24 protein-coding genes and 1 pseudogene are annotated in these 24,914 nt (G+C 72.4%); 8 read left to right on the top strand and 17 right to left on the bottom strand.

Going from position 1 to position 24,914, the window contains the following annotated elements; translation table 11 throughout:
• Positions 1-411 precede the first annotated feature (411 nt).
• Entirely contained in the window at positions 412-657 is a 246-nt protein-coding gene (locus IGA62_RS20070; RefSeq protein ID WP_145819347.1) for a DUF397 domain-containing protein, read from the bottom strand.
• On the bottom strand, positions 648-1,454 hold the full coding sequence (locus tag IGA62_RS20065) for a helix-turn-helix domain-containing protein (RefSeq protein ID WP_232625111.1): 807 nt from the start codon (positions 1,452-1,454) through the stop codon (positions 648-650). The genes IGA62_RS20070 and IGA62_RS20065 overlap by 10 nt, the downstream gene beginning before the upstream one ends.
• A gap of 368 nt (positions 1,455-1,822) precedes the next feature.
• On the opposite strand from IGA62_RS20065, the gene IGA62_RS20060 reads away from it, so the two are divergent.
• On the top strand, positions 1,823-2,086 hold the full coding sequence (locus tag IGA62_RS20060) for a hypothetical protein (RefSeq protein WP_232624717.1): 264 nt from the start codon (positions 1,823-1,825) through the stop codon (positions 2,084-2,086).
• A gap of 54 nt (positions 2,087-2,140) precedes the next feature.
• Here the strand turns inward: IGA62_RS20060 and IGA62_RS20055 are convergent, their stop codons facing one another.
• Positions 2,141-2,695, bottom strand: coding sequence for a GNAT family N-acetyltransferase (locus IGA62_RS20055; protein ID WP_145819350.1), 555 nt, complete (start codon positions 2,693-2,695; stop codon positions 2,141-2,143).
• A gap of 51 nt (positions 2,696-2,746) precedes the next feature.
• Here IGA62_RS20055 and IGA62_RS20050 point away from each other — a divergent pair, with 51 nt between their 5' ends.
• On the top strand, positions 2,747-3,604 hold the full coding sequence (locus tag IGA62_RS20050) for a YhjD/YihY/BrkB family envelope integrity protein (RefSeq protein ID WP_145819351.1): 858 nt from the start codon (positions 2,747-2,749) through the stop codon (positions 3,602-3,604).
• Positions 3,605-3,658: 54 nt separating this feature from the next.
• On the opposite strand, the gene IGA62_RS20045 is transcribed toward IGA62_RS20050, so the two are convergent.
• Both IGA62_RS20045 and IGA62_RS20040 read right to left on the bottom strand, forming a co-directional pair.
• Positions 3,659-4,825, bottom strand: coding sequence for an alkaline phosphatase PhoX (locus IGA62_RS20045; RefSeq protein WP_145819352.1), 1,167 nt, complete (start codon positions 4,823-4,825; stop codon positions 3,659-3,661).
• Between the two features lie 68 nt (positions 4,826-4,893).
• Complete coding sequence (locus tag IGA62_RS20040) at positions 4,894-7,068, bottom strand: MMPL family transporter (RefSeq protein ID WP_145819353.1); 2,175 nt, start codon at positions 7,066-7,068, stop codon at positions 4,894-4,896.
• A 110-nt stretch (positions 7,069-7,178) separates the two neighbouring features.
• Here IGA62_RS20040 and IGA62_RS20035 point away from each other — a divergent pair, with 110 nt between their 5' ends.
• Entirely contained in the window at positions 7,179-7,940 is a 762-nt protein-coding gene (locus IGA62_RS20035; protein WP_145819354.1) for a TetR/AcrR family transcriptional regulator, read from the top strand.
• Positions 7,941-7,951: 11 nt separating this feature from the next.
• The gene (locus IGA62_RS20030) at positions 7,952-9,544 is read left to right on the top strand and encodes a phytoene desaturase family protein (protein WP_145819355.1); all 1,593 of its coding nucleotides are present in this window, start codon (positions 7,952-7,954) and stop codon (positions 9,542-9,544) included.
• 94 nt (positions 9,545-9,638) lie between these two features.
• Here IGA62_RS20030 and IGA62_RS20025 read toward each other — a convergent pair whose 3' ends face one another.
• The gene (locus tag IGA62_RS20025; protein ID WP_145819356.1) at positions 9,639-11,195 is read right to left on the bottom strand and encodes a Rieske 2Fe-2S domain-containing protein; all 1,557 of its coding nucleotides are present in this window, start codon (positions 11,193-11,195) and stop codon (positions 9,639-9,641) included.
• 202 nt (positions 11,196-11,397) lie between these two features.
• Here IGA62_RS20025 and IGA62_RS20020 point away from each other — a divergent pair, with 202 nt between their 5' ends.
• Positions 11,398-11,619 carry a DUF2631 domain-containing protein gene (locus IGA62_RS20020; protein WP_145819357.1) on the top strand — a complete coding sequence of 74 codons (222 nt, stop codon included), beginning with the start codon at positions 11,398-11,400 and terminating at the stop codon, positions 11,617-11,619.
• Between the two features lie 96 nt (positions 11,620-11,715).
• Here IGA62_RS20020 and IGA62_RS20015 read toward each other — a convergent pair whose 3' ends face one another.
• From IGA62_RS20015 to IGA62_RS30790, 10 genes and pseudogenes are all read right to left on the bottom strand, one after another.
• The gene (locus IGA62_RS20015; protein ID WP_456299365.1) at positions 11,716-12,663 is read right to left on the bottom strand and encodes a DivIVA domain-containing protein; all 948 of its coding nucleotides are present in this window, start codon (positions 12,661-12,663) and stop codon (positions 11,716-11,718) included.
• Between the two features lie 300 nt (positions 12,664-12,963).
• Positions 12,964-13,143 (bottom strand): annotated as a pseudogene (locus IGA62_RS31035) (DivIVA domain-containing protein); the annotation flags it as partial.
• 31 nt (positions 13,144-13,174) lie between these two features.
• Positions 13,175-14,314 (bottom strand): 23S rRNA (adenine(2503)-C(2))-methyltransferase RlmN, encoded by a 1,140-nt coding sequence (rlmN, locus tag IGA62_RS20010; RefSeq protein WP_145819359.1) that lies wholly within the window; start codon positions 14,312-14,314, stop codon positions 13,175-13,177.
• Between the two features lie 104 nt (positions 14,315-14,418).
• A complete protein-coding gene (locus IGA62_RS20005; protein ID WP_145822116.1) occupies positions 14,419-15,747 on the bottom strand; it encodes a phosphatidate cytidylyltransferase in 1,329 nt (442 codons plus the stop codon).
• Positions 15,748-15,897: 150 nt separating this feature from the next.
• Positions 15,898-16,134, bottom strand: coding sequence for a hypothetical protein (locus IGA62_RS20000; RefSeq protein WP_145819360.1), 237 nt, complete (start codon positions 16,132-16,134; stop codon positions 15,898-15,900).
• The gene (frr, locus tag IGA62_RS19995) at positions 16,131-16,688 is read right to left on the bottom strand and encodes a ribosome recycling factor (protein WP_145819361.1); all 558 of its coding nucleotides are present in this window, start codon (positions 16,686-16,688) and stop codon (positions 16,131-16,133) included. Before frr ends, IGA62_RS20000 begins: the two co-directional genes overlap by 4 nt.
• A 56-nt stretch (positions 16,689-16,744) precedes the next feature.
• Positions 16,745-17,512 (bottom strand): UMP kinase, encoded by a 768-nt coding sequence (pyrH, locus tag IGA62_RS19990; protein WP_091463267.1) that lies wholly within the window; start codon positions 17,510-17,512, stop codon positions 16,745-16,747.
• A 162-nt stretch (positions 17,513-17,674) separates the two neighbouring features.
• A complete protein-coding gene (tsf, locus tag IGA62_RS19985) occupies positions 17,675-18,502 on the bottom strand; it encodes a translation elongation factor Ts (RefSeq protein ID WP_145819362.1) in 828 nt (275 codons plus the stop codon).
• A 152-nt stretch (positions 18,503-18,654) separates the two neighbouring features.
• A complete protein-coding gene (gene rpsB / locus IGA62_RS19980) occupies positions 18,655-19,488 on the bottom strand; it encodes a 30S ribosomal protein S2 (protein ID WP_145819363.1) in 834 nt (277 codons plus the stop codon).
• A 337-nt stretch (positions 19,489-19,825) separates the two neighbouring features.
• Positions 19,826-21,034 carry a hypothetical protein gene (locus IGA62_RS30790; RefSeq protein WP_377464240.1) on the bottom strand — a complete coding sequence of 403 codons (1,209 nt, stop codon included), beginning with the start codon at positions 21,032-21,034 and terminating at the stop codon, positions 19,826-19,828.
• 235 nt (positions 21,035-21,269) lie between these two features.
• Between IGA62_RS30790 and IGA62_RS19970 the strand changes: the two genes are divergently transcribed.
• From IGA62_RS19970 to IGA62_RS19960, 3 genes are read left to right on the top strand one after another with little or no spacing between them, the layout of a single operon-like run.
• On the top strand, positions 21,270-21,629 hold the full coding sequence (locus IGA62_RS19970) for a YraN family protein (RefSeq protein ID WP_145819365.1): 360 nt from the start codon (positions 21,270-21,272) through the stop codon (positions 21,627-21,629).
• Between the two features lie 15 nt (positions 21,630-21,644).
• Positions 21,645-23,165, top strand: a complete 1,521-nt coding sequence (locus tag IGA62_RS19965; RefSeq protein WP_145819366.1) for a YifB family Mg chelatase-like AAA ATPase — start codon at positions 21,645-21,647, stop codon at positions 23,163-23,165.
• Positions 23,162-24,436, top strand: coding sequence for a DNA-processing protein DprA (locus IGA62_RS19960; RefSeq protein WP_145819367.1), 1,275 nt, complete (start codon positions 23,162-23,164; stop codon positions 24,434-24,436). The genes IGA62_RS19965 and IGA62_RS19960 overlap by 4 nt, the downstream gene beginning before the upstream one ends.
• On the opposite strand, the gene IGA62_RS19955 is transcribed toward IGA62_RS19960, so the two are convergent.
• Positions 24,381-24,722: a hypothetical protein gene (locus IGA62_RS19955; RefSeq protein WP_145819368.1), complete on the bottom strand. Its 342-nt coding sequence runs from the start codon at positions 24,720-24,722 to the stop codon at positions 24,381-24,383. The two genes, IGA62_RS19960 and IGA62_RS19955, sit on opposite strands and share 56 nt — an antisense overlap.
• Positions 24,723-24,914 lie beyond the last annotated feature (192 nt).

Genomic DNA, 24,914 nt, shown 5'->3' with positions numbered 1-24,914 from the left:
AACCAGAAATAGACTTGGCTGTTTCCGGGAACTCCGCTACGACAACTTGGGCGCGATTCGCACTTATATCACCTCTGGACAGGAAGTTGTCAACCGCGTCGGCCCGTTGGTCCGGAGACGTCACCAGTCCTTCGCCCTTCCTGAACTACCTACCCTGGAGTTGAACATGCCAACACTCCCTGGCCGCAATCCGAACGTGTCCCAGCCACGGCTTCGGCCGCCTTCTTCGCTGCCTGCCACGCCTTGACTGCTCGGCGGCGGATAGCTGGCGCTGACGTTTCAGGGGAGAGGACCTTGGCCGGGACGAACGTTCATCGTCGCGGTCCAGTGGTCGAACCACTGCCCCTTGACCGCTGCAATCCGACGTTCAGGTCGCAGACACCAGCGCCGGAACTACCGGAAGCCCCTGGATCATGCTGAGCGGAGGGGTGCCCATCTCCGCGAGGTGTTCGACGTGTCGGCGGTGAACCTGCCACCGACAAGGGCCCCGGTGAAGGCGGCCCACGCGGCCGGTCGGAAGCTCAGGACCGGTCCCTGCCGGTCCTTGCTGTCGCGTACGCCGACCACCTCCGGCAGGTTCGTCGCCACCTCCACGCAGGTGGAGCCACCGTTGTCACTGCGGGTGGATGTCCGCCACACCGCACCGGTCAGGTCCATGACTTCGCCATTTCCCGAACGAGGTCCCGAGACGCCCTTCGTGGCAGAGCCTCACCACGGAGGTTCTCCCATCTGCGCTGAAGGCTATCAACGTCCTCCGGCCGGTCGGTTACGTGCGCCCACAGCGGGTTGTCCAGATGCGCCACCTCAGCTCCGTCCGGTGTCTTGGCCAGGATGAAGGGCCCGGCCAGACCGGCATGCATACCGACGTCCGCCGGCACCACATGTAGATGGACATGAGGTCGCTCGGAGACCCGAAGCAGGTGCTCGAACTGTTCCCGCATCACCGCAGGCTCACCGGCCCTGCGATGCAGGACAGCCTCATCGATGACGACCACGAACTCGGGTGGATCGTCACCGGACAGAATCGCCTGCCGCTCCAGACGTGAACTCACCCGCTGCTCGATCTCGCTCTGCCGCAGCATGCCACCACCACCGAGCACCGCGCGGGCGTACGCCTCGGTTTGCAGCAGGCCGGGGACGAGAGACGGCTCGAACCAGCGGATCAGGGTGGCTTCCTTCTCCACCGAGATCCACTCGCGCAGCCAGGGTGGCGCGGCGTCGGCGCGGACCAGGGTGAGCAGCCGCTCGAAGAGGCCACCGGCCCGCAACTCCGCGTCGACGCGGGCGACGAAGTCCTGCGAGGGCGTGCGGTGCCCGATCTCCACCATGCCGATCAGCGAGGACGAGTAGTTGATCCGCTGGGCCAACTCCTCCTGACTCAGCCCGGATTCCTTGCGCGCCCGGCGCAACTCCCCACCGAGGAACTCCAGGGTCGACACCCGGCCAGCAACCATCACACCCCCACCACAGTTCCGCCGACAGCCGCCACCACCCGTCACCCCGGACGGGCCGACCGGCACGCCCTCCGCTGGGGCGACGCGCCATCTTCCGACCGTAGTCGAGCGACCGCAGAGTGTGAACAGACGCCCGACGAGAGGACCGACATGGCACGTCGTCACGACCCCGTACCGCTGGCACCCCGGCACCGCCGCGACTGGTCGCGGTTCGGTCGGTACTGCGTCTGCGGGCTGCGCTGGCCCTGCCCGGACCGGCTGACTCCCGTACCGGTGGAACCACCCGCTCCGCCGCCACCGCGTGCCCGGCCCGTCCGGCGGACCTGCGCGCCCCGGGTCGCCTCGCGGTGCGGACGGGGGCGGCGACGGTGAGCGGCGTGTCCCTGGCCGACCTGCGCCGGCACGTGGCCGCGCGGCCGACCTGGCGGTGCCGGGTCTGCGCCGCGCCCTGGCCGTGCCAGCCGGCGAAACTGGGCCTGCGCACCGAGTACGCCGACAACCGGATCGCCCTGACGCTCCACCTCTCCGCGCTCCTGTACGACGCGATCGCCGACCGGATCGACACCGGTTCGCCCGACGCCGGAAGGGCCGACCTCTTCACCCGGTTCGTCGGCTGGACCCGGGTGCGGTGACCGACGCCGGCCGGTCGACGTGCGACCCCGCCGGTCAGGATCGGGCCGACCCGGTCAGCCGGGCGTCGGCCGGTGCAGGACGAAGGTGTCGACCTCGGTGCCGCCGTACCAGTCGGTGCGCAGGCCGACGTAGCTCATGCCGAGCCGGCGGGCCACCGCCTTCGACGGCTCGTTGCCCGGGTGGACGACGGCGTGGATCGTCTCGGTCGGGGTGTGGGCGAACTCCCGGTCGATCAGCGCCCGGGCCGCCTCGGTGGCGTAGCCGTGGCCCCAGTGGTCAGGGTGCAGGTGCCAGCCCACCTCGATGTCGTCGGTCAGCACCGGGTCGTCCGGGCCGGGCAGTTGCTTGATCATGGTGGTGCCGACCACCTGCCCGGTGCCGCGCAGTTCGACCGCCCAGATGTCGTACCAGCCGTCGCGGGAACCGCGCAGCTCCCAGCGCCGCAGCAGCTCGACCGCCTGTTCCGGGGCGGTGAGCGGCAGGATGCCGCCGCCGAACCAGCGCACCACCTCGGGTCGGGAGTACATGTCGTAGAGGGCGTCCAGGTCGGCCGGCTCCCGCGTCCAGGGGCGGACCAGCAGGCGTTCCGTCTCGGTGATGACAGCCATGTCGCGGGATCGTAATGCGTGCCGTCCCCGGCCACGGGGAATAAGCCGGCGATGGGCAGCGGATGGCAGCGCACGACACGGATCGCCCGGGGGGCCTTCCGGCCGGTACGCGGCCGGGACCTGTCGCTGCACGCCGCCGCGATCACGTTCTACGGGGCGATCGCCGTGGTGCCGGTCGCCCTGCTGGCCATCTGGCTGACCGGGCTGCTCGCCGGGGCGGACCGGGTGCGCCGGCTCGCGTCGTACGCGGTGGAGACGCTGCCCACCGAGATCGGCGCGCACCGGGCGGTGGCCGCGCTGGTCGACGGCGGCCTGGAGCTGACCCCGGTGTTCGCGCTCGCCTCCCTGCTGCCGGCGTCGCTGTACGGCGAGGGTTTCCGCCGCGCCTTCGTCTCGGTTGCCACCCCGCCCGACCCGGACGAGTCGCTGGTCGGCTGGCGCGGCCGGCTCCTGCTCCTGCCGCTGCTCGCGCCGGCCCCCGCCCTGCTGCTGTCGATCCTGGTGGCGTTGCCGCTGACCACCCGGCTGGTCCGGCAGGGCGGTTGGATCGGCGCGCTCGGCGTGGTGCTGTCGTTCCTGTCGGTGTGGCTGGTGCTCACCCCGGTGCTGCTCTGGGTGTTCCGGGTGGTCGGGCCGGCGACCCCGGACTGGCTCTCCGCGCTGGCCATCGGCTCCTTCACCGCCGCGAACCTCTCCGGGTTCGTGCACGGCTTCGTGCTGTTCTGTTCGCTGCCCCTGGACCTCGGGGTGCCGTTCGGCGGCTTCGACGCCATCGGCGGGGGCGTCGCCGTCCTGCTCTGGCTCTACCTCTTCCACGTGATCGTGCTCGCCGGCTACTCGGCCACCCTCGCCCTCTCCCGCTGGCGCGCCCGCCGGTCCCTCTCCCCCGGCCGTGCCACCTCCCGGTGACCATGCCGGGCCGGGAACGACCCGAGCACATGATCACCGGGGGTGGCGGTGGTGTCAGGACCGGAACGGGCCGGTGACCTCGTAGGTGATGCCGTCGGTGCCGGCGATGCCGCCGCCCGGACCGCGCTGGGAGGAGAAGTAGAGGCGGCGGCCGTCCGGCGAGAAGGCCGGGCCGGTGATCTCCGACTCGGACTGTCCGGGCAGGCGTAGGAACGGGGCGACGACCCCGCCCGGCGTGATGAGGTTGATCTCCATGTTGCCGCCGTCCTCGGCCACGTAGAGGTCACCGCCCCGGGTGCCGGTGATGTTGTCGACGTTGGTCAGCGTGGCGGTGCCGGCCGGCACCAGCGAGTCGTCGTACGCCAGGTCGAGGCGCTGGTTGACCGCGTCGTACGCCCAGACCCGACCGTCGCCCTTGGTGGTGAAGTAGCAGACGCCCCGGTCGTACCAGCAGCCCTCGCCGCCGACGAAGCGCTTGGCCGCGCCGACCTGCTTGCGGGTGGGGGTCGGGAAGCCGTCCCGGTCCGGGATGTCGGCCCAGGTGACCGGGCCGGCGACCTGGTCGGCGGGGGCGCAGAGCACCTGCACCCGGCCGTTGCGCAGGTCGCCCCAGACGTCCGGGACGAACCGGTAGAAGCAGCCGTCCCCCTCGTCCTCGGTCAGGTAGACCACCTTCCGGTCCGGGTCGCAGGCGGCGGCCTCGTGCTTGAAACGGCCCATCCGGCTGCGTTCCTCCGCCGCGCGGCTGCCGTCCGGCCAGGTCTCGTAGACCAGACCGAGCGGCGTCTCCTCGCAGGAGAGCCAGGTGCCCCACGGGGTGGCACCGCCGGCGCAGTTCAGGTTGGTCTCGGAGAGGATCCGGTACGCCGACGCGATCGACCCGTCGGCCCGGAAGCGGACCGCGGACGCCCCGCCGAGCAGCGGGATCTCCGAGTTGGAGACGTAGATCCAGCCGTCGGCGGTCGGGAAGCAGGCCCCGCCGTCCGGCGCGGGGTGCCACAGGTAGCCGGTACCGGAGACCACCCGGCCGGAGCGGGCGATGATCCGGCTGGTGAAGCCGGCGGGCAGCTCGACCCCGTTGGCGTCGACGGGGAGCAGGTCGCCGTACGGGCTGGGGCCGGGCTGGGCGACGGCGGCGAAGGCCTGCTGCCAGAGTGCTCCGGCGAAGGTGGCGGTGCCCGCGCCGAGGATGGCGGCGCGCAGGACGGTACGACGCTCCACGGTTACCTCCAGAGATAAACGTCAATGCCCCGACGACACTACGGCCGTCGGGGCATTGATCGCAGTCCCTATCGGGATAACGCGGCGTGACGCTCACCGGTCGGGGCGGTTTCGTCGTCCCCGGACTCCGACTCGCGGATGCCGTACCGGCGGTAGACCCGACCGAGCGGTCCCGGGGCCCACCAGTTCCACCGACCGAGCAGGCGCATGCTCGCCGGCACCAGCAGCGCCCGGACCAGCGTGGCGTCCACCACGATCGCCACGATCATGCCGATGCCGACCAGCTTGATGTAGGCCATGCCGCCGGTGGCGAACCCGGCCACCACGACGATCAGCAGCAACGCGGCGGCGGTGATGATCCGCCCGGTGTACTGGAGGCCCGCCGCGACCGACGCGGTGTTGTCGCCGCTGCGGTCCCATTCCTCGCGCACCCGGGACAGCAGGAAGACCTCGTAGTCGGTGGCGAGGCCGAACAGGACCGCGAGCATGAAGATCGGGTTGCTCGGCTCGACGAAGCCGGTCGGCGTGAAACCGAGCGCATCGGCGAAGTGCCCGTCCTGGAAGATCCAGACCACCACGCCGAAGGACGCGCCGATCGAGACCAGGTTCATCAGGACCGCCTTGATCGGCAGCACCACCGAACCGAAGGCGAGGAAGAGCACGATCAGCGTGGCCGCCGCCATCAGCAGCGCCATCCAGGGCAGCCCGGCGGAGAGACTCTCGAGCAGGTCGTAGTCGGCAGCGGGGCGTCCGCTGACGAGGACCTCCGCGCCGTCCGGCGCGGGCAGTTCCCGGATCGCCCGGACCGCGTCCTGGGCGACGTCCCCGGTCGGCTCGCCGGTGTAGGTGACGCTGAGCAGGGTGGAGGTGCCCCGGTTGGCGGCAACGGTCACCCCGGTGATCCCCTCGACCCCGGCCACCCGGTCGGCGAAGGGCTGGACCTGCTCGACCGGGGCGCCGGAGACCAGCACGTCGATCGGGGCGACCGTGCCGCCCGGGAAGTCCTCGCTGATCCGGTCGGCGACCACCCGCGGCTCGGAGCCGGCCGGCAGCACCCGCTCGTCGAAGCCGCCGAACTCCATCCGCAACGACGGCACCGCGAGCACCGCGAGCACCGCCAGGACCCCGAGCAGGTAGGGCACCGGACGACGCATCACGCTGCGGGCGATCCGGGCCCAGGCGCCACCGGTCACCGCCGGCTGGGCACGCCGCCGCTTCGGCAGCGGTACGCGCAGCGCGTTGATCCGTGGGCCGAGCACCACGAGCAGGGCCGGCAGCACGGTCAACGAGGCGAGCATGGCGATCAGGACGGCGGCCACCCCACCGAGGGCCATGGAACGCAGGAACGCCATCGGGAAGATCAGCAGGCTGGACATGGCCAGGGCGATGATCACCCCGGAGACCAGCACGGTACGGCCGGCGGTGGCCATGGTCCGACTGATGGCGGATCCCACGTCGCGCCCGGCGTCCAGTTCCTCGCGGAACCGGCTGACGACGAAGAGCGCGTAGTCGATCGCCATGCCCAGGCCGATCAGCGTGATCACGTTGATCGCGAAGATCGACACCTCGGTGACCATGTTCAGCAGGCGGACGGCGATGAACGCGCCGAGGATGGCCAGACCACCGATGAGCAGCGGGGTCATGGCGGCGACCAGGCCCCGGAAGATCAGGATGAGCAGCACCAGCAGCACCGGCATGGAGAGGATCTCGGCCTTGGTGATGTCCTCGGTGGTCTGCTCGTTCGCCACGTGGTTGAACGGCACCGTGCCCCCGGTCTCGGTGCGCACGCCGGGGGTGTCGAAGACCGGGACGAGGTCGCCGTACGCGGCGGTCTTGTCGTCCACGTCGGTGGCGCGCAGCTGCACCAGGGCGTAGGTGGCCCGCCGGTCGTCGCTGACCAGGGTGGGTGCCTGGGTCTCGTACCAGCTGGTGACCTGGCTCACCTCGGCGTGCCCGCGCAACCGGGCCAGGGTCGCCGCGACCGGGTCCCGGAAGGCCGGCTGGTCGACGGTGGTCGTGTCGCTGGAGAAGAGGACGATCACGTCCGCGCCCTGCGGCCCCAGCTCCTCGGTGATCCGGACGACGGCCCGGCTCGACTCGCTGGCCGGATCGTCGAAGCCTCCCCCGGTCAGCTGGTCGAAGACCGCCGCACCCCAGGTCGCGCCGACCGCGACCAGGGCCAGCGCGGCGGCGAGCACCGCCCAGCGAAGCCGCACCACCACCCGCCCCCACCAGGCGAACATCGCATCTCCCTTCACCGACCCCGAGGTCGTAGGATGTAACTGTCGATCATTTGAGTGAACGCCGTTAACTTACGCAACGGCGTTCTCGTCCGTCAAGGAGCCCTGCCGCAGTGACCCCACCGAGTCGGCGCGAACGCCTCCGTACGGCAACCGTCTCCGAGATCAAGGACGGAGCACGGCGGTTGTTGGTGACGGGTGGACTCGACGCCGTCTCGCTGCGGGCCATCGCGCGGGACATGGGCATGACCGCCCCCGCGATCTACCGCTACTTCCCCAGCCTGGAGGCGCTCATCGCCGGCCTGGCCGCGGACTTCTACGACGAGCTGCGCGAGGCCGTCGAGGCGGCCCGGGACGCCGCCGGGGACGACCCCCTCGACCAGCTGCTCGCCATGAGCAGGGCGTTCCGCCGCTGGGGGGTCGACAACCGCGCCGAGTTCACCCTGATCTTCGGCAACCCGGTGCCGGGGCTGGAGGAGTTCACCGACGCCTGCGGCGACGAGGACCACCCCGGCGCGCGGCTCGGCACGGTCTTCGTCCGTCCGCTGGCCACCCTCGCCGAGCGGGCCGGGCTGCGCACCCCGCCCCGGGAGTTCCTGGAGAAGCACCTCGGCGACCGGCTCGCCCCGCTGCGCCGCAGTCACGGCGACCTGTCGCTGGAGGTCGCCTACGCCTTCCTCAGCGGCTGGACCCGGATCTACGGCCTGATCGCCATGGAGGTCTTCGACCACCTGCGCTGGGCGGTCACCGAACCGGAGGCCCTCTTCGAGACCGAACTGGCCACCTTCGTCGCCCAGCTCAGCCCCGCCGCCGACCCGTCCGGTACGCCCCGGGCGACGGTCCGGGTGGCCCCGCAGCGGGCCCGGTCGCACTAGGCTGCCCGGGCATGACAACCGAGCTGCCGTCCCGAGCCGACGTCGTGATCGTCGGAGCCGGGCACAACGGTCTGGTCTCCGCCGTCCTGCTGGCCCGTGCCGGCCTGCGTGTGGTGGTGCTGGAGGCCGCCGACACCATCGGCGGGGCCGCCCGGACGGAGAACCCGTTCCCGAAGGTCCCTGGCCTGCGCCACTCCACCGGCTCGTACCTGCTCGGGCTGATGCCGCCCGAGCTGCTCGCCACGCTGGACGTGCGCATCCCCGTGCTGCGCCGCGACCCGCACTACTTCCTGCCCACCCCGGGCGGGCCCGGCTCGCCGTACCTGCTGATGGGGAGCGACCGGGCGGCCACCCGGGCCCAGCTCACGGAGTTCTTCTCCCCCGCCGACGTGGCCGCCGACGACGCCATGCAGGCCGAGTTGGCCGCGCTCCGCGAGGACCTCGCCCCGGCCTGGCTCGCCGAGCCGCTGCCGGTCGAGGAGACCGCGCAGCGGTACGTCCGCCCCGCCCTGCGCGAGACCTTCGCCGCGCTGGTACGCGGTTCCGTCGCCGACTACCTGGCCCGGTTCGACTTCCGCTCCGAACTGCTGGTCAGCATGTACGCGGTCACCGACGGGCTCTCCGGGCTCAACGCCGGCCCGGACGACCCGGGCACCGGACACAACTTCCTGGTGCACAACATGTGCCGGCTGCCCGGCGCGGACGGAACCTGGATGATCGCCGAGGGCGGGATGGGTACCGTCTCCCGGACCTTCGCCGAGGCCGCCCGCGCCGCCGGGGCGAGCATCCACACCGGTACGCCGGTCACCGCCGTCCTCCTCGACGGCGGCGCGGTCTCCGGCGTGGCCCTCGCCGACGGCCGGACGGTCAGCGCCCGCGTGGTGCTCGGGGCCTGCGACCCGTACCGGCTGATGGGGCTGGTGCCCGACGGCGCGTTACCGGCCCCGCTCACCGAACGGATGACGGCCGTCCGCCGCACCGGCAGCACGCTGAAGGTGAACCTGGCGCTGAGCAGGCTGCCCCGCTTCTCGTGCTTGCCGGCGGACGCGCCGAGCCCGTTCGGCTCCACCATCCACCTGCTCCCCGGCTCGGCCAGCCTGGTCGGCGGCGGATCGGCGTCCCCGATGACCGCGCTGCGCGGGATGTGGGCGGACGTTCGGGCCGGGCGGCTGCCGGCCGAGCCGACCATCGAGTGGTACCTGCACACCACAGTCGACCCGTCGTTGCGCGACGACGCCGGGCACCACTCGTCAGCGCTCTTCGTGCAGTCGGTGCCGTACGAGCTGGCCGGCACCACCTGGGACGACGCCCTGCCCGGCTACGTCGACCAGCTCGTGGAGATCTGCGAGCGCTACGCCCCGGGCACCGGCGACCTGATCGCCGACGCCGTGCCGCTCACCCCACCCGGCATCGAGGCGCACTTCGGGATCACCGGCGGGCACATCCACCACGTCGACAACACGGTCTCGTTCACCGACCGGATGCCGTACGCCACCGGGATCGACGGCCTGTACGCCGGCAGCGCCGGCTGCCACCCGGCGGGCAGCGTGATCGGCGCGGCCGGTCACAACGCCGCCCGCCGCATCCTCACCGACCTGGCGTAGGGGCGGGGAAAGGTCCCTGCCACCGCCATCTGGGTGTGCGGCAGGGACCTCTCGACCCTCGGTGCGGCTCAGGTGGCCGGGACGCGGGCGTCGGTCAGGAGGCCGGGGTCTCGGCGCGGTGGGCGCGGATCTTGTGGCCGACGCTGGTCAGGCAGCGCCCGCTGGCCAGGTCGAACCTCCAGCCGTGCAGCTGGCAGGTGAGCTGGTCGCCCTCGACGATGCCGAACCGGGTCAGGTCCGCCTTCAGGTGCGGGCAGCGCCGCTGGACCACCCAGTCCCCAATGGTGACGTCCTCGGCGTCGCTGCTGCGCTCGTGCTCGTCGTACCAACCCTCGGCGTACTGCTGGCGCTCCCGGGAGAGGCACTTGAAGAACGCGTAGACGAACTCGTTGTACTGGCCGATCCGCGCCGCCGAGAAGCGGCAGGGGAGGAAGAGCGAGTTGACCCAGTCCACCTCGCCGATGTGCAACAGGTGCTCGACCAGGGCGCGCTCGGTACGGAAGCGGTACCGGACCTTCTCGTCCGCGTACGGCCGCACCTCCTTGCCCGGGAAGTCCACCACGATCGACTCGACCGACTCACCGTCGTAGCCGACCAGGTCGAAGCGGACCGGGCCGCCGACCCCCTTGGCCAGGTAGACCGACTCCTCCAGCAGCGGCTCGACGCGCCGCTTCATCTCCTTCAGGACGTCGATCTCCGGGTGCCGCCAGGACGCCTTCTCCGCCTCGATGACCGGGCGCTTGCGCTCCCGCATCTCCTCCAGGTGGGCGACCTTGTCGGCGAAGAACTCGTCGACCGGCACCGGGTGGGTGGTCTCGCAGGAGTCCGTGGTGATCTCGGCGACGCTGCCGGGCAGCAGCACCACGCCGTTGGTGCCGCCGACCTTGGCGTACTCGGAAAGGAAGACCGACTGGTCGGGGAAGATGTTCCCCTCGTCGCCGTGGATGTCGTTGAACTGCCACAGCTCGTCGTCGAGGAAGCAGGGCGGACCCGCGATCGGGAAGACGTGGTCGGCCTTCAGGTCGTCGATGTAGCGCCAGGTGCGGTCGAACTGCCGGTCCCGCTTCTGCTTGCCGAAGGCGGTCTTGGCGGCCTGCGGCAGCTCGTAGACCATCGGGTACCAGATCGCGCCGGAGAACTGGAGCATGTGCGCGTGCACGTGCCCCAGCTCGGCGAAGGTGCTCAGGTCGGTGGGGCGGGCGTCGTTCTGGTTGAGCAGGCGGACGCCGTCGTACTCCACCCAGAGCGAGGAGTCACCGATCGGCCCGTCGGTCGGGCTGGTCAGCGACTGGATCATGATCTTCAGCCCGCCGTCGAGCTCGTGCACCTCCTCGTTGCGGGTCCGGAGGAAGCTGGTGAAGCCCAGCTCGCGCAGCTCGTCCTCCATCTCGGAGGTGGGGAAGGCGGGCAGCAGCACGGTCGCCTTCTTGGACACGAACCGCTTCAGGTGCGCCGCGTCGAAGTGGTCCCGGTGCAGGTGCGAGACGTAGAGGTAGTCGACCTGGCCGAGCGTCTCCCAGTCGAGCTGGGAATTGTCCGGGAACGGGAACCACGACGCGAAGTAGGCCGGGTTGACCCAGGGGTCGCAGAGGATGCTGCCCGCCGCCGTGTCGATTCGCATGCTGGCATGCCCCGTACCGGTCACTCGCACCGTACAGTCCCCCTCAAAACGACAACCAAGGTGTACGACAAGACGCTACCGGAGTGGCCGTGGCCCGCTCACCGCGACGCCGGTAGTGCCCCTGGCCCCCGGACGCCGGCAGCCGCCGAGCCGGCCGGCCGGACCCTGCGCCGCGCCCGGTACGGGGCGTGCCAGACTAATCGGAGATCCGATCGCGAGGGAAGGACCGACAGTGGCAGGAAGCGAGCCGGTAACGTCGCCAGACCAGCACAAGCCGGGGCACCGCAAGGCCGGTCAGATCGGCGCGGTCGTCACCGCGCTGGCGTTGCTGGCGATGCTCTGCGGCAACCACGAGGGCAGGGTCGAGAACATCTTCCTGATCGCGGGTGCGGCACTGCTGCTGCTGGTCGTCATCGGCGACGTGGTGCTGCGCCGCAACGGCCTGCGGTCCTGACCGTCGGCTGGTCGACCCGTCCGACGACGTGCCGAGGGCCCGCTCCCCACTTCGGGGTGCGGGCCCTCGGTCGTTCCCGGGTCCGCCTGCTCGGCGTCAACGGCCGAGCAGGATCTCCTGGACGTCCTTCAGTGCCGCGTCGACCTCCGCCTCGAAGTAGCCGCCCGGCACGAGCGGGAAGCGCATGCTGTCGAGGTCCTTCGGGTTGACCGGCATCGGACCCCGCCCCGACATACCCCCGAGCAGGCTGTCGAAGAAACGGTCCACCTGATCCGGGTCGTACCCGCTGCCGAACCGCCGGACCTGGAATCCGCGCCGGATCTGGTCCACCCGGTGCAGGTCACTGCCGGGCGGGCCGGCCATCGGCGGCGGACCGGCCGGGGGGCCACTGGCCGGCTGCGCGGGCAGCGCCGGGGGCATCCCGGGCGGCGGGCCGGGGATCGGCGGACCAGCCGGGCCACGCCCACGCAGCTCCCGGTCGGGCATCCGGATCTCCGCCGTCATGTCCGCCCGGCCACGCCGTCCGGCCTCGAACCCGTCGAACCGGTCGTCCGGCCCATACCCGCCGGGGCCGGCGGGAAGGCCACGGGGCGGCGGACCGCCGGGCCCGGGCGGAGGTCCGCCGTGACCGCGAGGCGCGTCGTAGTCCTCCCGGGGCGCGTCGAACCCGCCCGGGAAGGCACCGGTCGGCTCGTCGTACCGGCCGTACCGGTCGGCGGGGTTGGCCTGCGCGGGCATCGGCCGAGGCGGTAGCGGCGGCGGGACGGGCCGGCCCCGCTCGTCACGCATCGGAGGACCCATCCGGTCCGGCGGGCCCATGGGATCGGGCGGACCCATGCGGTGCTCCGGTGGGCCCATGCGGTCGGGCGGACCCATCCGGTGCTCGGGCGGACCCATCCGATCCGGCGGTCCCAGGCGATCCGGCGGACCCATCCGGTCCGGGGGACCCATGTGTGCGGGCGGGCCCATCCGGTCCGGCGGGCCCAGGCGGTCGGGCGGAACCATCCGGTGCTCAGGCGGACCCATCCGGTCCGGCGGACCCATCCGGTCCGGCGGACCCAGGCGATCCGGCGGACCCAGGCGATCCGGCGGACCCAGGTGCGCCGGAGGGCCCAGGTGCGCCGGAGGGCCCAGGCGGTCGGGCGGACCCATCCGGTGCTCCGGTGGGCCCATGCGGTCGGGCGGACCCATCCGGTGCTCGGGCGGACCCATGCGGTCAGGGGGACCCATGCGGTCAGGGGGACCCATCCGGTCACCGACCCGGGAGGGGACGGCTCCGCCGCGCTCCTCCAGCTCGGCGAGCTGCCGCTCGACCCGGTCCAGGTGGAGGTCGACCTGCCACTCGTCGTACCCGTTGAAGCGGACCCGGAAGACGACGTCGTGCACCTCCTGGGAGGCCACGGGCGCACCGACCGGCTCACCGGCGAGGGTCGCCTCGACCCGGTCCAGGAAGGCGTCCACCTCGTCGACCTTGTAGCCCCGGCGGAGCGCCTTTCGCCGGAAACGCTGACCCTGACTCGCCACTATGTCTCCTGGTTCAGTTCGCTACGCCCCGTCACGCCGTCGCCTCGTCCTTCTCCCCCTCGGCCGCGGCCAGCTGCCCACACGCGCCGTCGATCTCCCGCCCACGCGTGTCCCGCACGGTGGTGGAGACCCCGGCGGCACGCAGCCTCCGGACGAACTCCCGCTCGACCGGTTTGGGACTGGCGTCCCACCGGCTGCCGGGGGTCGGATTGAGCGGGATGAGATTCACGTGCGCCAGCCTGCCGGCCAGCAACCGGCCGAGCAGGTCCGCCCGCCAGGGCTGGTCGTTGACGTCCCTGATCATCGCGTACTCGATCGACACCCGACGCCCCGTCCGGGCCGCGTAGTCCCACGCGGCATCCAGCACCTCGGCGACCTTCCAGCGCTGGTTGACCGGCACAAGCTCGTCGCGAAGCTCATCATCGGGGGCGTGCAGGGAGAGCGCAAGGGTCACCGAGAGGTCTTCGCTGGCCAGACGTCGGATGGCGGGCACCAGGCCGACCGTGGACACGGTGATGTGCCGCTGCGACAGGCCCAGGCCCTCCGGCGCCGGTGCGGTCAACCGGCGGATCGCCGCGACCACCCGGGAGTAGTTCGCCAACGGCTCGCCCATGCCCATGAACACCACGTGCGACAGCCGGGCCGGTGAGCCGGCGACCACACCCGAGGCGGCCACCCCGGCGAGGTAGACGGCCTGGTCGACGATCTCCGCAGTGGAGAGGTTACGGGTGAGACCGGCCTGGCCGGTCGCGCAGAACGGGCAGGCCATGCCGCAGCCGGCCTGGCTGGAGATGCAGACCGTCACCCGGTCCTGGTAGCCCATCAGGACACTCTCGACCAGGGAACCGTCGTGCAGCCGCCAGAGCGCCTTGCGGGTGGCCCCGTCGTCGCACGCCAGCTCGCGCACCGGCGTGAGCAGTCTCGGCAGCAGGGTGCCGGTCAGCCGCTCGCGGGCCGCCGCGGGCAGGTCGGTCATCAGTGCCGGGTCCCGGACCAGTCGCCCGAAGTAGTGCGTGGAGATCTGCCGCGCCCGGAAGGCCGGCTCCCCGATCTCGGCGAGGAGGGCCTGGCGACCCGCGAGGTCGAGGTCGGCGAGGTGGCGCGGGGGCAGCGAGGCTCGTCGGGCAGCGGCGGCGTCCGGATCGACCGGGATCATGGGCAGGCTCGTCATGGCCTGTCCAGTCTCCCACGCCCGCGCCGCCCCCGGCCCGTCCACCGGTGTCCGGCTGCCGTCGGAACCCCTGACCAGGACGGCAACCCGTCGTGATCCATGCCTCAGCTCACCACCGGCACGAAGACCGCGAGCAGCAGGTACGCCGTCGGCACCGCGAAGAGGATCGAGTCGAGCCGGTCCATCAGCCCGCCGTGGCCGGGGAGCAGATTGCTCATGTCCTTGATGCCGAGATCCCGCTTCATCATCGACTCGGCGAGGTCACCGAGGACCGCCGCGACCGACACGGCCACTCCGAACAGGGCCCCCCACCAGGGCGCCACGTCGAACAGCGCCCAGATCAGCAGGGCGCTACCGAGCGCCGCCGCACCGACCGAGCCGGCGAAGCCCTCCCAGGACTTGCTCGGGCTGATCGTGGGAGCCATCCGGCGCTTGCCGAAGTTGGCGCCGGCGGCGTACCCCCCGGTGTCGGAGAGGACGACCCCGGCCAGGGTGACCAGGACCCGCAGGTGGCCGTCCCCGGGCACGGCGGCGAGCAGCGCCGCGAATCCGGCGAGGAACGGCACGTAGACGGCGATCAGGGTGGCCGCGACCATGTCGCGACCCAGCCCGGCCTTGCCGTCGGCGAGCCGCCACACCAGGGTCGCCGCCACCGTCACCAGCAGTCCGAGCGTCAGCGCGTCCGGCCCGGCCCACCAGGCCATCCCGACGGTGAGCACGCCACCGGCGATCAGCGGGACCAGCGGCGGCCGGGCGTCGGCGCGGCGCACCGCCCGCCCCATCTCCCACATGCCGACCGCCACCGCCACCGCCAGCACGGCGAGGAACGCCCTGATCTCCGTGAAGAGCGGCACCAGGATCAGCGCGCCGAGCGCGAGCCCCACCCCGATCGCGGCGGGCAGGTTACGGCCGGCCCGGCTGGACCGGCTGTGCCCGGCGGCGGACCCGCCGCCACGGACCGGACGTCGCCGGCCGCGCCAGCGCCCCGGGGGTCGCTCCGGCGCGGGCTCCGCCCCCACCGGCCCCGTGGGGCGGTACGGGTCGTGCTCCGACGGGTCCGGTGCGCTCCCGGACAGCGGCTCCGGCTCCGTGCCGGCGACCGGCCCCGGTCCGGGGTACGGGTCGCCGTCCGGCCCGGGACGCGGGTCGGGATCCGGTGCGCCGGCAGGGTGGTACGGGTCGAGGCCATCGGTCGGCACCGGCTCGGCGGACCAGGCCCGCTCGAAGTCCGGATGACCGGGTACGAGGGTGGGCTGGTCGTCCGGCCGCGCCTCGTACTCCTCGGGGGTCCAGGTCACGGCGGGCTGCTCGGCGTACACGTGCCGGACCCGGCTACCGGGTTCCAGGTCGGGCTCCGGCCACGGAAGGGCGGGACGGGCCACGCGGTCCCTGCCGCGGGGCTCGATGCTGCCGTAGGAGTCGAGGTGGGACATCACGCACCGAACGGATGCGAGGCGAGTTCCACCGCAAGACGCAAGACCAAGACCATCCCCTGCACGCGACTGTTGTCCGTCCGGTACTCCCGCCCGACGGTCGGGAGATTCCCACTGTTCACGCTCCGGCAGTGGCGAATCGAGCCGAGCCTACTGCACCTGCGGGCCGCGCACTCCCGCAGACGAGGCCCGCCGTACGCCGGGTGCGACCCAGCGGGTGCGCGGCACCATGGGTGCCGTCCGGTGGGTGCGACCGGCAGCGGTGCAGCGGCGGGTGCGACCCGACGGTGCCGGACAGCCGACGGCACCGGTGCCCGCCGCCGCCAGGGCGGACAGCGCACCGGTGCCGGAGAGCGCGGACGACCAGCGGTCGTCGCGCCGCTTCACACCTCGAGCAGCTCGGCTTCCTTGTGCTTGACCAGCTCGTCGACGTTGGCCACGTACCGCTGGGTGAGGTCGTCGAGCTCCTTCTCGGCACGGCGACCGTCGTCCTCGCCGGCCTCCCCGTCCTTGACGATGCGGTCCAGCTCCTCCTTGCCCCGGCGGCGCACGTTGCGGATCGCCACCTTGGCTTCCTCACCCTTGTGCCGGGCGACCTTGATCATGTCGCGTCGGCGCTCCTCGGTCATCTGCGGGAGCAGGATGCGCAGCTGGTTGCCCTCGTTGTTGGGGTTGACGCCCAGGTCGGAGTCCCGGATCGCCTTCTCCATCGCGTTGAGCTGCGAATTGTCGTACGGCTTGATGATCGCCATCCGCGGCTCCGGGATCGCGACCGAGGCCATCTGGGTCAGCGGCGTGGGGGTGCCGTAGTAGTCGATGATGACCTTGGAGAACATGTTCGGAGTGGCCCGCCCGGTGCGGATCGCGCCGAACTCCTCCTTGGCGTGCTCGACCGCACGCTCCATCTTCTCCTCGGCCTCGAGGAGGGTGTCGTCGATCACCTGTCCCCTCGCCTCCTTCTTGTGCTCGTTGTGGGCCTGTCGTGTCGGATGGCCGGTCAGGCGGTGATCAGCGTGCCGATCCGTTCGCCGGCCACCGCACGGATGATGGTGTCCTCACCCTGGGCGCCGAAAACCAGCATCGGCAGACCGTTCTCCATGCAGAGGCTGAACGCGGCGGCGTCGGCCACCCGGAGGTTGCGGCGCAGCGCCTCGGAGAAGGTGATCGAGTCGATCTTGCTGGCGGTGGGGTCGAGGTTCGGGTCGGCGGTGTAGACGCCGTCCACACCGTTCTTGCTCATCAGCACCACGTCGGCGCGGATCTCCAGCGCGCGCTGGGCGGCCACCGTGTCGGTGGAGAAGTACGGCATGCCGGCACCGGCGCCGAAGATGACCACCCGGCCCTTCTCCAGGTGCCGGATCGCGCGCAGCGGAATGTAGGGCTCGGCGACCTGGGCCATCGTGATCGCGGACTGCACCCGCGTCTCGATGCCCTCCTTCTCCAGGAAGTCCTGCAACGCCAGGCAGTTCATCACGGTGCCCAGCATGCCCATGTAGTCGGCGCGGGCGCGGTCCATGCCACGCTTCTGCAACTCCGCGCCACGGAAGAAGTTACCGCCACCGATCACCACGGAGACCTGCACGCCGCGACGGACCACGGTGGCGATCTGCCGGGCGATGGCCTGTACGACGTCCGGGTCGACGCCGATCGCGCCACCACCGAAGACCTCACCGGAGAGCTTCAGCACGACCCGCCGGGCCCGGCCGGGTGGCGGTGCCGTCGGGTCGTCCTCCGCCCGGGTCCGATCACTCACAACCTGCGTCATCCGACCGCCCTTCCCCTCGCGCACGTTCCGCGCGCCGCCGTCCTGCGACTCTGCCCGATGTCGACCCTATGTGACGAGGAGGCCGCGGTGCCTGTGACGTACACCCGCGACCTCCTCCTCGACGTTCCTGCCCGCCGGGCGCGCCCGCGCCCGGCGGTCGGCTCAGGCCTGGCCGACCTCGAACCGCAGGAAGCGGGTCACCTCGATGCCGGCGTCGGCCAGCACCTGCTTGACCGTCTTCTTGTTGTCGGCGACCGACGCCTGCTCGACCAGGACGTAGTCCTTGAAGAAGGCGTTCACCCGGCCCTCGACGATCTTCGGCAGCGCGGCCTCGGGCTTGTTCTCCTCGCGGGCGGTCTGCTCCGCGATGCGCCGCTCCGACTCGACGACCTCGGCGGGCACCTCGTCCCGGGTGAGGTACTTCGGCCGCATCGCGGCGATCTGCATGGCCACGGCACGGGCGTCCGAGTCGGCGGCCTCGTCGGTCCTGCCGGTGTACTCGACGAGGACACCGACGGCCGGCGGCAGGTCCTGGCTCTTGCGGTGCAGGTAGACGGCGGTGGTGCCGTCCAGCTTGGCGAAGCGGTTCAGCACCAGCTTCTCGCCGATCTTGGCGGACTGCTCCTGGACCAGGTCGGCGACGGTCTTGCCGTCGAGGGTGCTGGCCAGCAGTTCCTCGGCGGTGGTGGCACCGCTGCGCTCGCCGTGCTCGACGAGCTGCTGGGCCAGGGCGACGAAGGCGTCGTTCTTGGCGACGAAGTCGGTCTCGCAGTTGAGCTCCAGCAGCGCCTTGCCGGAGTGCGCCACCAGGCCGTTGGCGGCGGTCCGACCGGCCCGCTTGCCGACGTCCTTGGCACCCTTGACACGCAGGATCTCGATGGCCTTGTCGAAGTCGCCCTCGGCCTCGGTCAGCGCCTTCTTGGAGTCCATCATGCCGGCGCCGGTGAGGTCGCGGAGCTTCTTGACGTCCGCGGCGGTGAAGTTGGACATGGCTCTCTCTTCGGTGTTGAGGCTCGGTGGGATGGTCTGGGTTACCGGTCGTCCGGAGGCGGGCCGGGCGCGGCGCGGGGCCGGGCGCGACCGGCGGTTCCGCCGCTCCCCGCCCGCCGGCCGGTGCCGACGGGCGGGGAGCGGCGGCGCGATCACTCCGCGGCGACGGCCGCCGGCTGCTGCTCCTCGTCGGCCTTCTTCGGCTCCTCGAGCAGCTCGCGCTCCCACTCGGGCAGCGGCTCGTCCGCACCGACGGCGCCCGCCTCGGGCTTCTCGTCCGCGCCCCGGCGGCGGCCGGAGCGGGCGATCAGACCGTCGGCGACGGCGGCGGCCACGACCTTGGTCAGCAGCTCGGCCGAGCGGATCGCGTCGTCGTTGCCCGGGATCGGGAAGTCGACCTCGTCCGGGTCACAGTTGGTGTCGAGCACCGCGATGACCGGGATGTTCAGCTTGCGCGCCTCGTCGACCGCGATGTGCTCCTTCTTGGTGTCGACCACCCAGATCGCGGCCGGGAGCTTCTGCATGTCCCGCAGGCCACCGAGGGTGCGGGTCAGCTTGATCTTCTCGCGGGAGAGCTGGAGCGTCTCCTTCTTGGTGTAACCGGCGGCGGTACCGCTGAGGTCACCGAGCGCCTCGAGCTCCTTCATCCGCTGGAGCCGCTTGTACACCGTCTGGAAGTTGGTCAGCATGCCACCGAGCCAGCGGTGGTTGACGTACGGCTGGCCGACCCGGGTCGCCTGCTCGGCGATGGCCTCCTGGGCCTGCTTCTTGGTGCCGACGAAGAGCACGCTGCCGCCCTCGGCGACCGTGTTGCGCACGAAGTCGTACGCCTTCTCGATGTAGTCGAGGGTCTGGCGCAGGTCGATGATGTAGATGCCGTTGCGCTCGGTCATGATGAAGCGCTTCATCTTCGGGTTCCAGCGCCGGGTCTGGTGCCCGAAGTGGACACCGCTTTCCAGCAGCTGACGCATGGTCACGACGGCCATGGTGGGGTACTCCTCAGAAGGTCCCTGGTTGTCACGCCCGGCCGGCGGCCGGACGTCCTGGCGTCTGGTCGCCGGTCATGGTGGGCCCGATCGGCATCGGGACCAGGGGACCGTCGCCCCACGGGACGACCGTGGAGAGGACGCGCGAAGTCGACCGCGCGAGGCGGTCGCCAGTCGACAAGTGTACGCCCCCACCCGACCCCTTACCCCCGGGGTGTAGCAGACGGGCCCGTGGTCACGGCCCCGCCCGCACCCCGGAGGTCGACACGGGCACGGATAACGCCCACACCCCGACGTCGACGCCGGGTGGGTGGCCCCCGACGGGCCGGAGCGATGCTCAGCCGGCGGCGAGGGCGGCCGCGACGAAGAGCACCAACCCGACGGTCAGGTACGCGGTGGGCGGGCGTAGCCAGCCCCGGCTGCCGTCGGCCAGCGCCAGGCCGCCGGTACGCAGCCCGTAGAGGCCGGCACCGAAGATCGGCAGACCGCCGACCAGGAGGATCCCGACGACGACGTGGGACACCGGCGCCGGATCGGCGGTCAGCCCGTGCAACAGCACCCGCAGGGCGGGAACCTCGAAGACCAGCACCAGCAGGGCGATGAGGACCGCGAGTGCCGGACGCCGGGTCCGGTAGACGCCGTCACCGGCGACGGGGCCGGGACGGCCGAGCGCTCCCACGGCGGGGTAGCCCAGCGGATCCGCCCCCGGCGGCGGCAGGTCCGGACGCGGGGTGACCGGCGGCATCGGACCGGTCGGCATCTCCAGCGGGTGAGGCGGTTCGACGGGCGGGCCGACCTCGGCACCACGCTCGACGTCGGCGGCCCGGGGGATGTCGGTGGCCCGGGGGATGTCGACACCCCGGCCCCCGTCGAAGCTCCGGCCGGCGTCCACGCCACGGTCGAGGTCGGCACCCCGGTCGAGGTCGCCACCCCGACGGTCGAGGACGACCCCACGACCGTGGTCGGCTTCGGCGGTCCGGCCCGGGTCCGTGCCCAGGTCGGCGTCGACCGTCCGGCCCGGCTCGACCCCCCGGCCCACCTCCCCGGGGCGGGACGGCTCGATGACCGGGTACCCCCCGAGCGGGGACTGCCGCATGGGGTCCGGAACCCGTCCCCGCTCCGGCGCCTCCACGCCGTCACGGAACGAGTCGACGTCGTCGCGGAAGGCCAACTCCTCCCCGGCGGATCGCGCCTCGCGGGAGCGGCGGGACGGGCGTTCGCCCCGCAGGTCACTCGCGGTGACTCCGCTGGCGGTGGGCTCGGCGCGCCGGGAACGAGGCGCCCGATAACTCTCCGCATCCGAACGCTCCACCCCCAGTGGGTCGTCCGCGTGGTACCGGCCCGACTCGGCATATCGGCTGACCGGCGGGTCGGTCAGGTCGCCGTACCGTCGCTCACCGGTGTCACCGCGCTGCTCAGGCGTCCGGAGGTCGTCGCCCCGGTAGCGATCATCGCCACCGGCGTGCCACTCGGACTCGCCGTAGCCACGGTCACCGGAGTACCAGCGTGACTCCTGATCTTCGGGAAAGCTCCGTCGTCCGTCCACGACCGGCACGGTATGTGACAGGAGCCATCCCGCGCCATTCGCCGCTCCGAGGTCACCTTTACCGACCATGACCGTTACCCGGAGTACAGATCGACGGGCTGTGCACCGGGGCCGGCGCGGGCCCGTCATAGCACAGCAGGGGCATGATCGTCCGGCTGTCCACAACCGCCTCCGTCGTCCACAGGCGGGGCCGTCCGGGCTGCGGGCGCAGGGCGGTCCGGGGCACCGTGCCGGCATGACGAGACGAAGCCAGGCGGTCGGCGCGTACGGCGAGCGGTGCGCCGTCCGACACCTGATCGGGGCGGGGCTGCGCCCGGTCGCCCGCAACTGGCGCTGCCCGGACGGCGAGATCGACATCATTGCCTGGGACGGCGACGTCCTGGCCTTCTGCGAGGTCAAGACCCGCCGCGACGGCAGCTTCGGCAGCCCCGCCGAGGCCGTCGTCCCGGCGAAGGTCCGTCGGTTGCGCGGGCTCGCGGTGCGATGGCTGGCCGAGACCGGGACACGCGCGGACGACCTGCGCTTCGACGTGGTCTCGGTGCACCTGTCCGCCGCCGGAGCCGCCCGCGTCGAGCATCTCAAGGGCGCGTTCTGAGATGGGCGGCCACCGATGAGCTACGCCAGGGTGCTCGGCGTCGGCCTGGTCGGGATGACCGGGCACCTGGTGGAGGTGGAAGCCGACCTGGCGCCGGGACTACCCGCCCTCACGATCAGCGGACTGCCGGACACCGCCCTGCAGGAGGCCCGCGACCGGGTCCGGGCGGCGATCGTCAACTCCGGCGAGACCTGGCCCAACCGCCGGATCACCCTCAACCTGCTCCCCGCGACGCTGCCGAAGTACGGTTCCGCCTTCGACCTGGCCATCGCGGCGGCCCTCCTCGGCAGCGCCGGTCGGCTGCCGCTGCTGCCCCTGGAGGGGGTGGTGCTCCTCGGCGAGCTGGGACTCGACGGGGCGGTGCGGCCGGTCCGGGGCGTCCTGCCGATGGTCGCCGCAGCGGCCCGCGCCGGCGTGACCCGGGCGATCGTTCCGGTGCGGAACGCCACCGAGGCCGCGGTGATCCCCGGGGTGCGGGTCCGCGCGGCCGACAGCCTGCACCAGCTGGTCGCCTTCGTCCGGGACGGCACGCCGCTGGCCGATCCGCCGCCCGTCGCGGCGACCACCACCGCGCCCGGCCCGGATCTCGCCGACGTGGCCGGGCAGGGGTACGCCCGCCGCGCGCTGGAGGTGACCGCCGCCGGTGGTCACCACCTGGCGCTGCTCGGGCCGCCCGGTACCGGGAAGACCATGCTCGCCGAGCGACTCCCGTCGATCCTGCCGGCGCTGGACGACGAGGCTGCCCTGGAGGTCACCGCGTTGCACTCGATCGCCGGTCTGCTGCCACCCGCCGGCGGGCTGCTGCGCCGGCCGCCGTTCCAGGCCCCGCACCACACGGCGACCGTGCCGGCGCTGGTCGGTGGCGGTCCGGGGCTGGCCCGACCCGGGGCGGTCTCGCTGGCCCACCGCGGGGTCCTCTTCCTCGACGAGGCCCCGGAGTTCAGCCGCGGCGCGTTGGAGGCCCTGCGGCAGCCCCTGGAGGACGGGCACGTCCAGCTCGCCCGCGCCCGGGGGGCCACCGAGTATCCGGCACGGATCCAGTTGGTGCTGGCCGCCAATCCCTGCCCGTGCGCCCGTCCGGTGGGGGACACCGCCTGCGAGTGCAGCCCGCTGGCCCGCCGTCGCTACCTCGGTCGCCTCTCTGGCCCGCTGCGGGACCGGATCGACGTCCAGGTGACGGTGCCGCCGTTGCGCGCCGCCCAACTGATGGAGACCGGGGAGGTGGGCGAGCCGTCGGCGGTGGTGGCGGTCCGGGTGGCGGCGGCCCGCGCGGCGGCTGCCGAACGGTGGGCGGCCGTCGGCCACCGCCTCAACGCGGAGCTGCCCGGCCCGGTGCTGCGCCGCCCGCCGTTCCGACTGCCCGCCCGGGACACCGTCGAGCTGCGCCGACGCCTGGACAGCGGATCGCTCTCCGCCCGGGGCTTCGACCGGATCATCCGGCTGGCCTGGAGCATCGCCGACCTGGACGGCCGGGCCCGTCCGGGTCGGGACGACGTGTGGGAGGCGATCGGCCTCCGGACGGGAGAAGAGTCATGACCGACCACGACCTCGCCGACCGGCTGGCCCGGATCGCCCTGACCTGGCTCGTCGAGCCGGGCAGCTGGGCGGTGCACCGCCTGGTCACCAGGCTCGGTCCGGTCGCCACGCTCGACCTGCTGCTCGATGGGGGCGCGCCGGAGGATCGCCTGCGCTGTGCCGTGGCCGCCCGGATCGGATCCGCCGATCCGCGGGCGGTGTCCGCGGAGGCGATGGCGCGTGCCGAGCGGTTGGGGGCACGCCTGGTCACCCCGGCCGACCCCGAGTGGCCGGTCCGGGTCGGTGACCTGCACCGGCTGGTGCTTCCCGGTGCCACCCGACGGGTGGACACCGAGACCGCTCCGCCGCTGTGCTTCTGGGTACGCGGTGGGTGGCCGCTCGACGAGGCGCTGGACCGGTCGGTGGCGGTCGTCGGCTCGCGGGCCGCCACATCGTACGGGGTGCACGTGGCCACCGAGATCGGCTACGGCCTCGCCGACCGGGAGTGGACGGTGGTCTCCGGTGGGGCGTTCGGCATCGACGCCGCCGCGCATCGGGGTGCGCTCAGCGCCGGAGGCGTGACGGTGGCGGTGCTCGCCTGCGGGGTGGATCGCCCGTACCCGATGGGCAACAGCGCCCTCTTCGACCGGATCGCCGAGACCGGCCTGCTGGTCAGCGAGTGGATGCCGGGTGCCGAGCCGCTGCGTCCCCGGTTCCTGATCCGCAACCGGGTGATCGCCGGGGTCACCCTGGGCAGCGTGCTGGTGGAGGCGTCGGCGCGCAGCGGGGCGACGCAGACCTTGCGACGGGCACTCGGCATCGGCCGTCCGTCGATGGTGGTGCCCGGCCCGGTCACCTCGGCGATGTCGGTCGGGGCACACGAGATGCTCCGCGAGTACGGGGACACCCGCCTGGTCACCGGTGTGCCCCACGTGCTGGAGGAGGTCGGGCGGATCGGCGCCGACCTCGCTCCCCCGGCCCGGGGACCGGACCGTCCCGGCGACCAGCTCGACGACGAGGCGGCGCTGCTGCGGGAGTCGCTGCCCCGCCGGGGTGTGGTGGGCCCGGACGTGCTCGCCGCCCGGGCCGGGCTCGACATCCGGACGGCGTTGCGCAAGCTCGCCCTGCTCGAGGAACTGGGCCTGGTGGTGCGCCGGGACGGTGGGTACGCGATCCCGCCGCGCCGGAGGGAGGCCGCGACGCCGGGGCGGGCCCGAGCAGGCGGTGGAACGGAGGTCAGTCCCCCTCCAACCGGATCTCCACGTCGTGACCCCGCATGCACCGACGGGTGAGGGCCGCCAGGCTCCGTAGCCGGGCCATCTCCGCCGGGGAGGCGGCGGACTCGGCGAGGCAGCGCAACTCGGCCAGGAGACGGGGTGCCTCCGGGGCGCTCACGACGAGTTCCCCGGCCGGGTCGAACCGGTCCAGCAACGGCGTGCGTCCGCCGCCGCGCACCCGGGTGAGCAGACCCAGCAACACGTCGTCGGAGTCGTCCACCACCTCGACCGGCACGAAGGAGGGACGGCGGGCCGCACCGGCGGACCGGACCACCCGGTAGAGCACGACATCCAAACCCATCCGGCCGCCTCCGCCCGTCGACGTCTGCCTGACCCCGTACCGGACCGGCTCACCTCGACGGACGGACGTCGGGCACGACGACCACGCCACCGGCGAGCCGGGACGGCCCCACGAGCGGGAACGCCGCTTCGGCGACGCACCGCGCGGTCGGGGCCGGCGGGTCCGCCGCGCTGCCACCCGCCTACCGTCGAC

The organism is Micromonospora sagamiensis (assembly GCF_014680085.1).
In the GTDB taxonomy this organism is placed as follows: domain Bacteria; phylum Actinomycetota; class Actinomycetes; order Mycobacteriales; family Micromonosporaceae; genus Micromonospora; species Micromonospora inyonensis.
Note: the sequence above shows the minus strand (reverse complement) of the source record. Positions and strands in the feature narration are given on the sequence as shown.

Coding starts and splice junctions, on each gene's coding strand:
- IGA62_RS19970 (WP_145819365.1), top strand. CDS start 21,270: ATGACGAGACGAAGCCAGGCGGTCGGCGCGTACGGCGAGCGGTGCGCC.
- IGA62_RS20040 (WP_145819353.1), bottom strand. CDS start 7,068: ATGTTCGCCTGGTGGGGGCGGGTGGTGGTGCGGCTTCGCTGGGCGGTG.
- tsf (WP_145819362.1), bottom strand. CDS start 18,502: ATGTCCAACTTCACCGCCGCGGACGTCAAGAAGCTCCGCGACCTCACC.
- IGA62_RS20055 (WP_145819350.1), bottom strand. CDS start 2,695: ATGGCTGTCATCACCGAGACGGAACGCCTGCTGGTCCGCCCCTGGACG.
- IGA62_RS20005 (WP_145822116.1), bottom strand. CDS start 15,747: ATGTCCCACCTCGACTCCTACGGCAGCATCGAGCCCCGCGGCAGGGAC.
- IGA62_RS19955 (WP_145819368.1), bottom strand. CDS start 24,722: ATGGGTTTGGATGTCGTGCTCTACCGGGTGGTCCGGTCCGCCGGTGCG.
- IGA62_RS20050 (WP_145819351.1), top strand. CDS start 2,747: ATGGGCAGCGGATGGCAGCGCACGACACGGATCGCCCGGGGGGCCTTC.
- rpsB (WP_145819363.1), bottom strand. CDS start 19,488: ATGGCCGTCGTGACCATGCGTCAGCTGCTGGAAAGCGGTGTCCACTTC.
- rlmN (WP_145819359.1), bottom strand. CDS start 14,314: ATGACGAGCCTGCCCATGATCCCGGTCGATCCGGACGCCGCCGCTGCC.
- IGA62_RS19965 (WP_145819366.1), top strand. CDS start 21,645: ATGAGCTACGCCAGGGTGCTCGGCGTCGGCCTGGTCGGGATGACCGGG.
- IGA62_RS20030 (WP_145819355.1), top strand. CDS start 7,952: ATGACAACCGAGCTGCCGTCCCGAGCCGACGTCGTGATCGTCGGAGCC.
- IGA62_RS20015 (WP_456299365.1), bottom strand. CDS start 12,663: ATGGGTCCGCCGGACCGGATGGGTCCGCCTGAGCACCGGATGGTTCCG.
- IGA62_RS20065 (WP_232625111.1), bottom strand. CDS start 1,454: ATGGTTGCTGGCCGGGTGTCGACCCTGGAGTTCCTCGGTGGGGAGTTG.
- IGA62_RS19960 (WP_145819367.1), top strand. CDS start 23,162: ATGACCGACCACGACCTCGCCGACCGGCTGGCCCGGATCGCCCTGACC.
- pyrH (WP_091463267.1), bottom strand. CDS start 17,512: ATGACGCAGGTTGTGAGTGATCGGACCCGGGCGGAGGACGACCCGACG.
- IGA62_RS20070 (WP_145819347.1), bottom strand. CDS start 657: ATGGACCTGACCGGTGCGGTGTGGCGGACATCCACCCGCAGTGACAAC.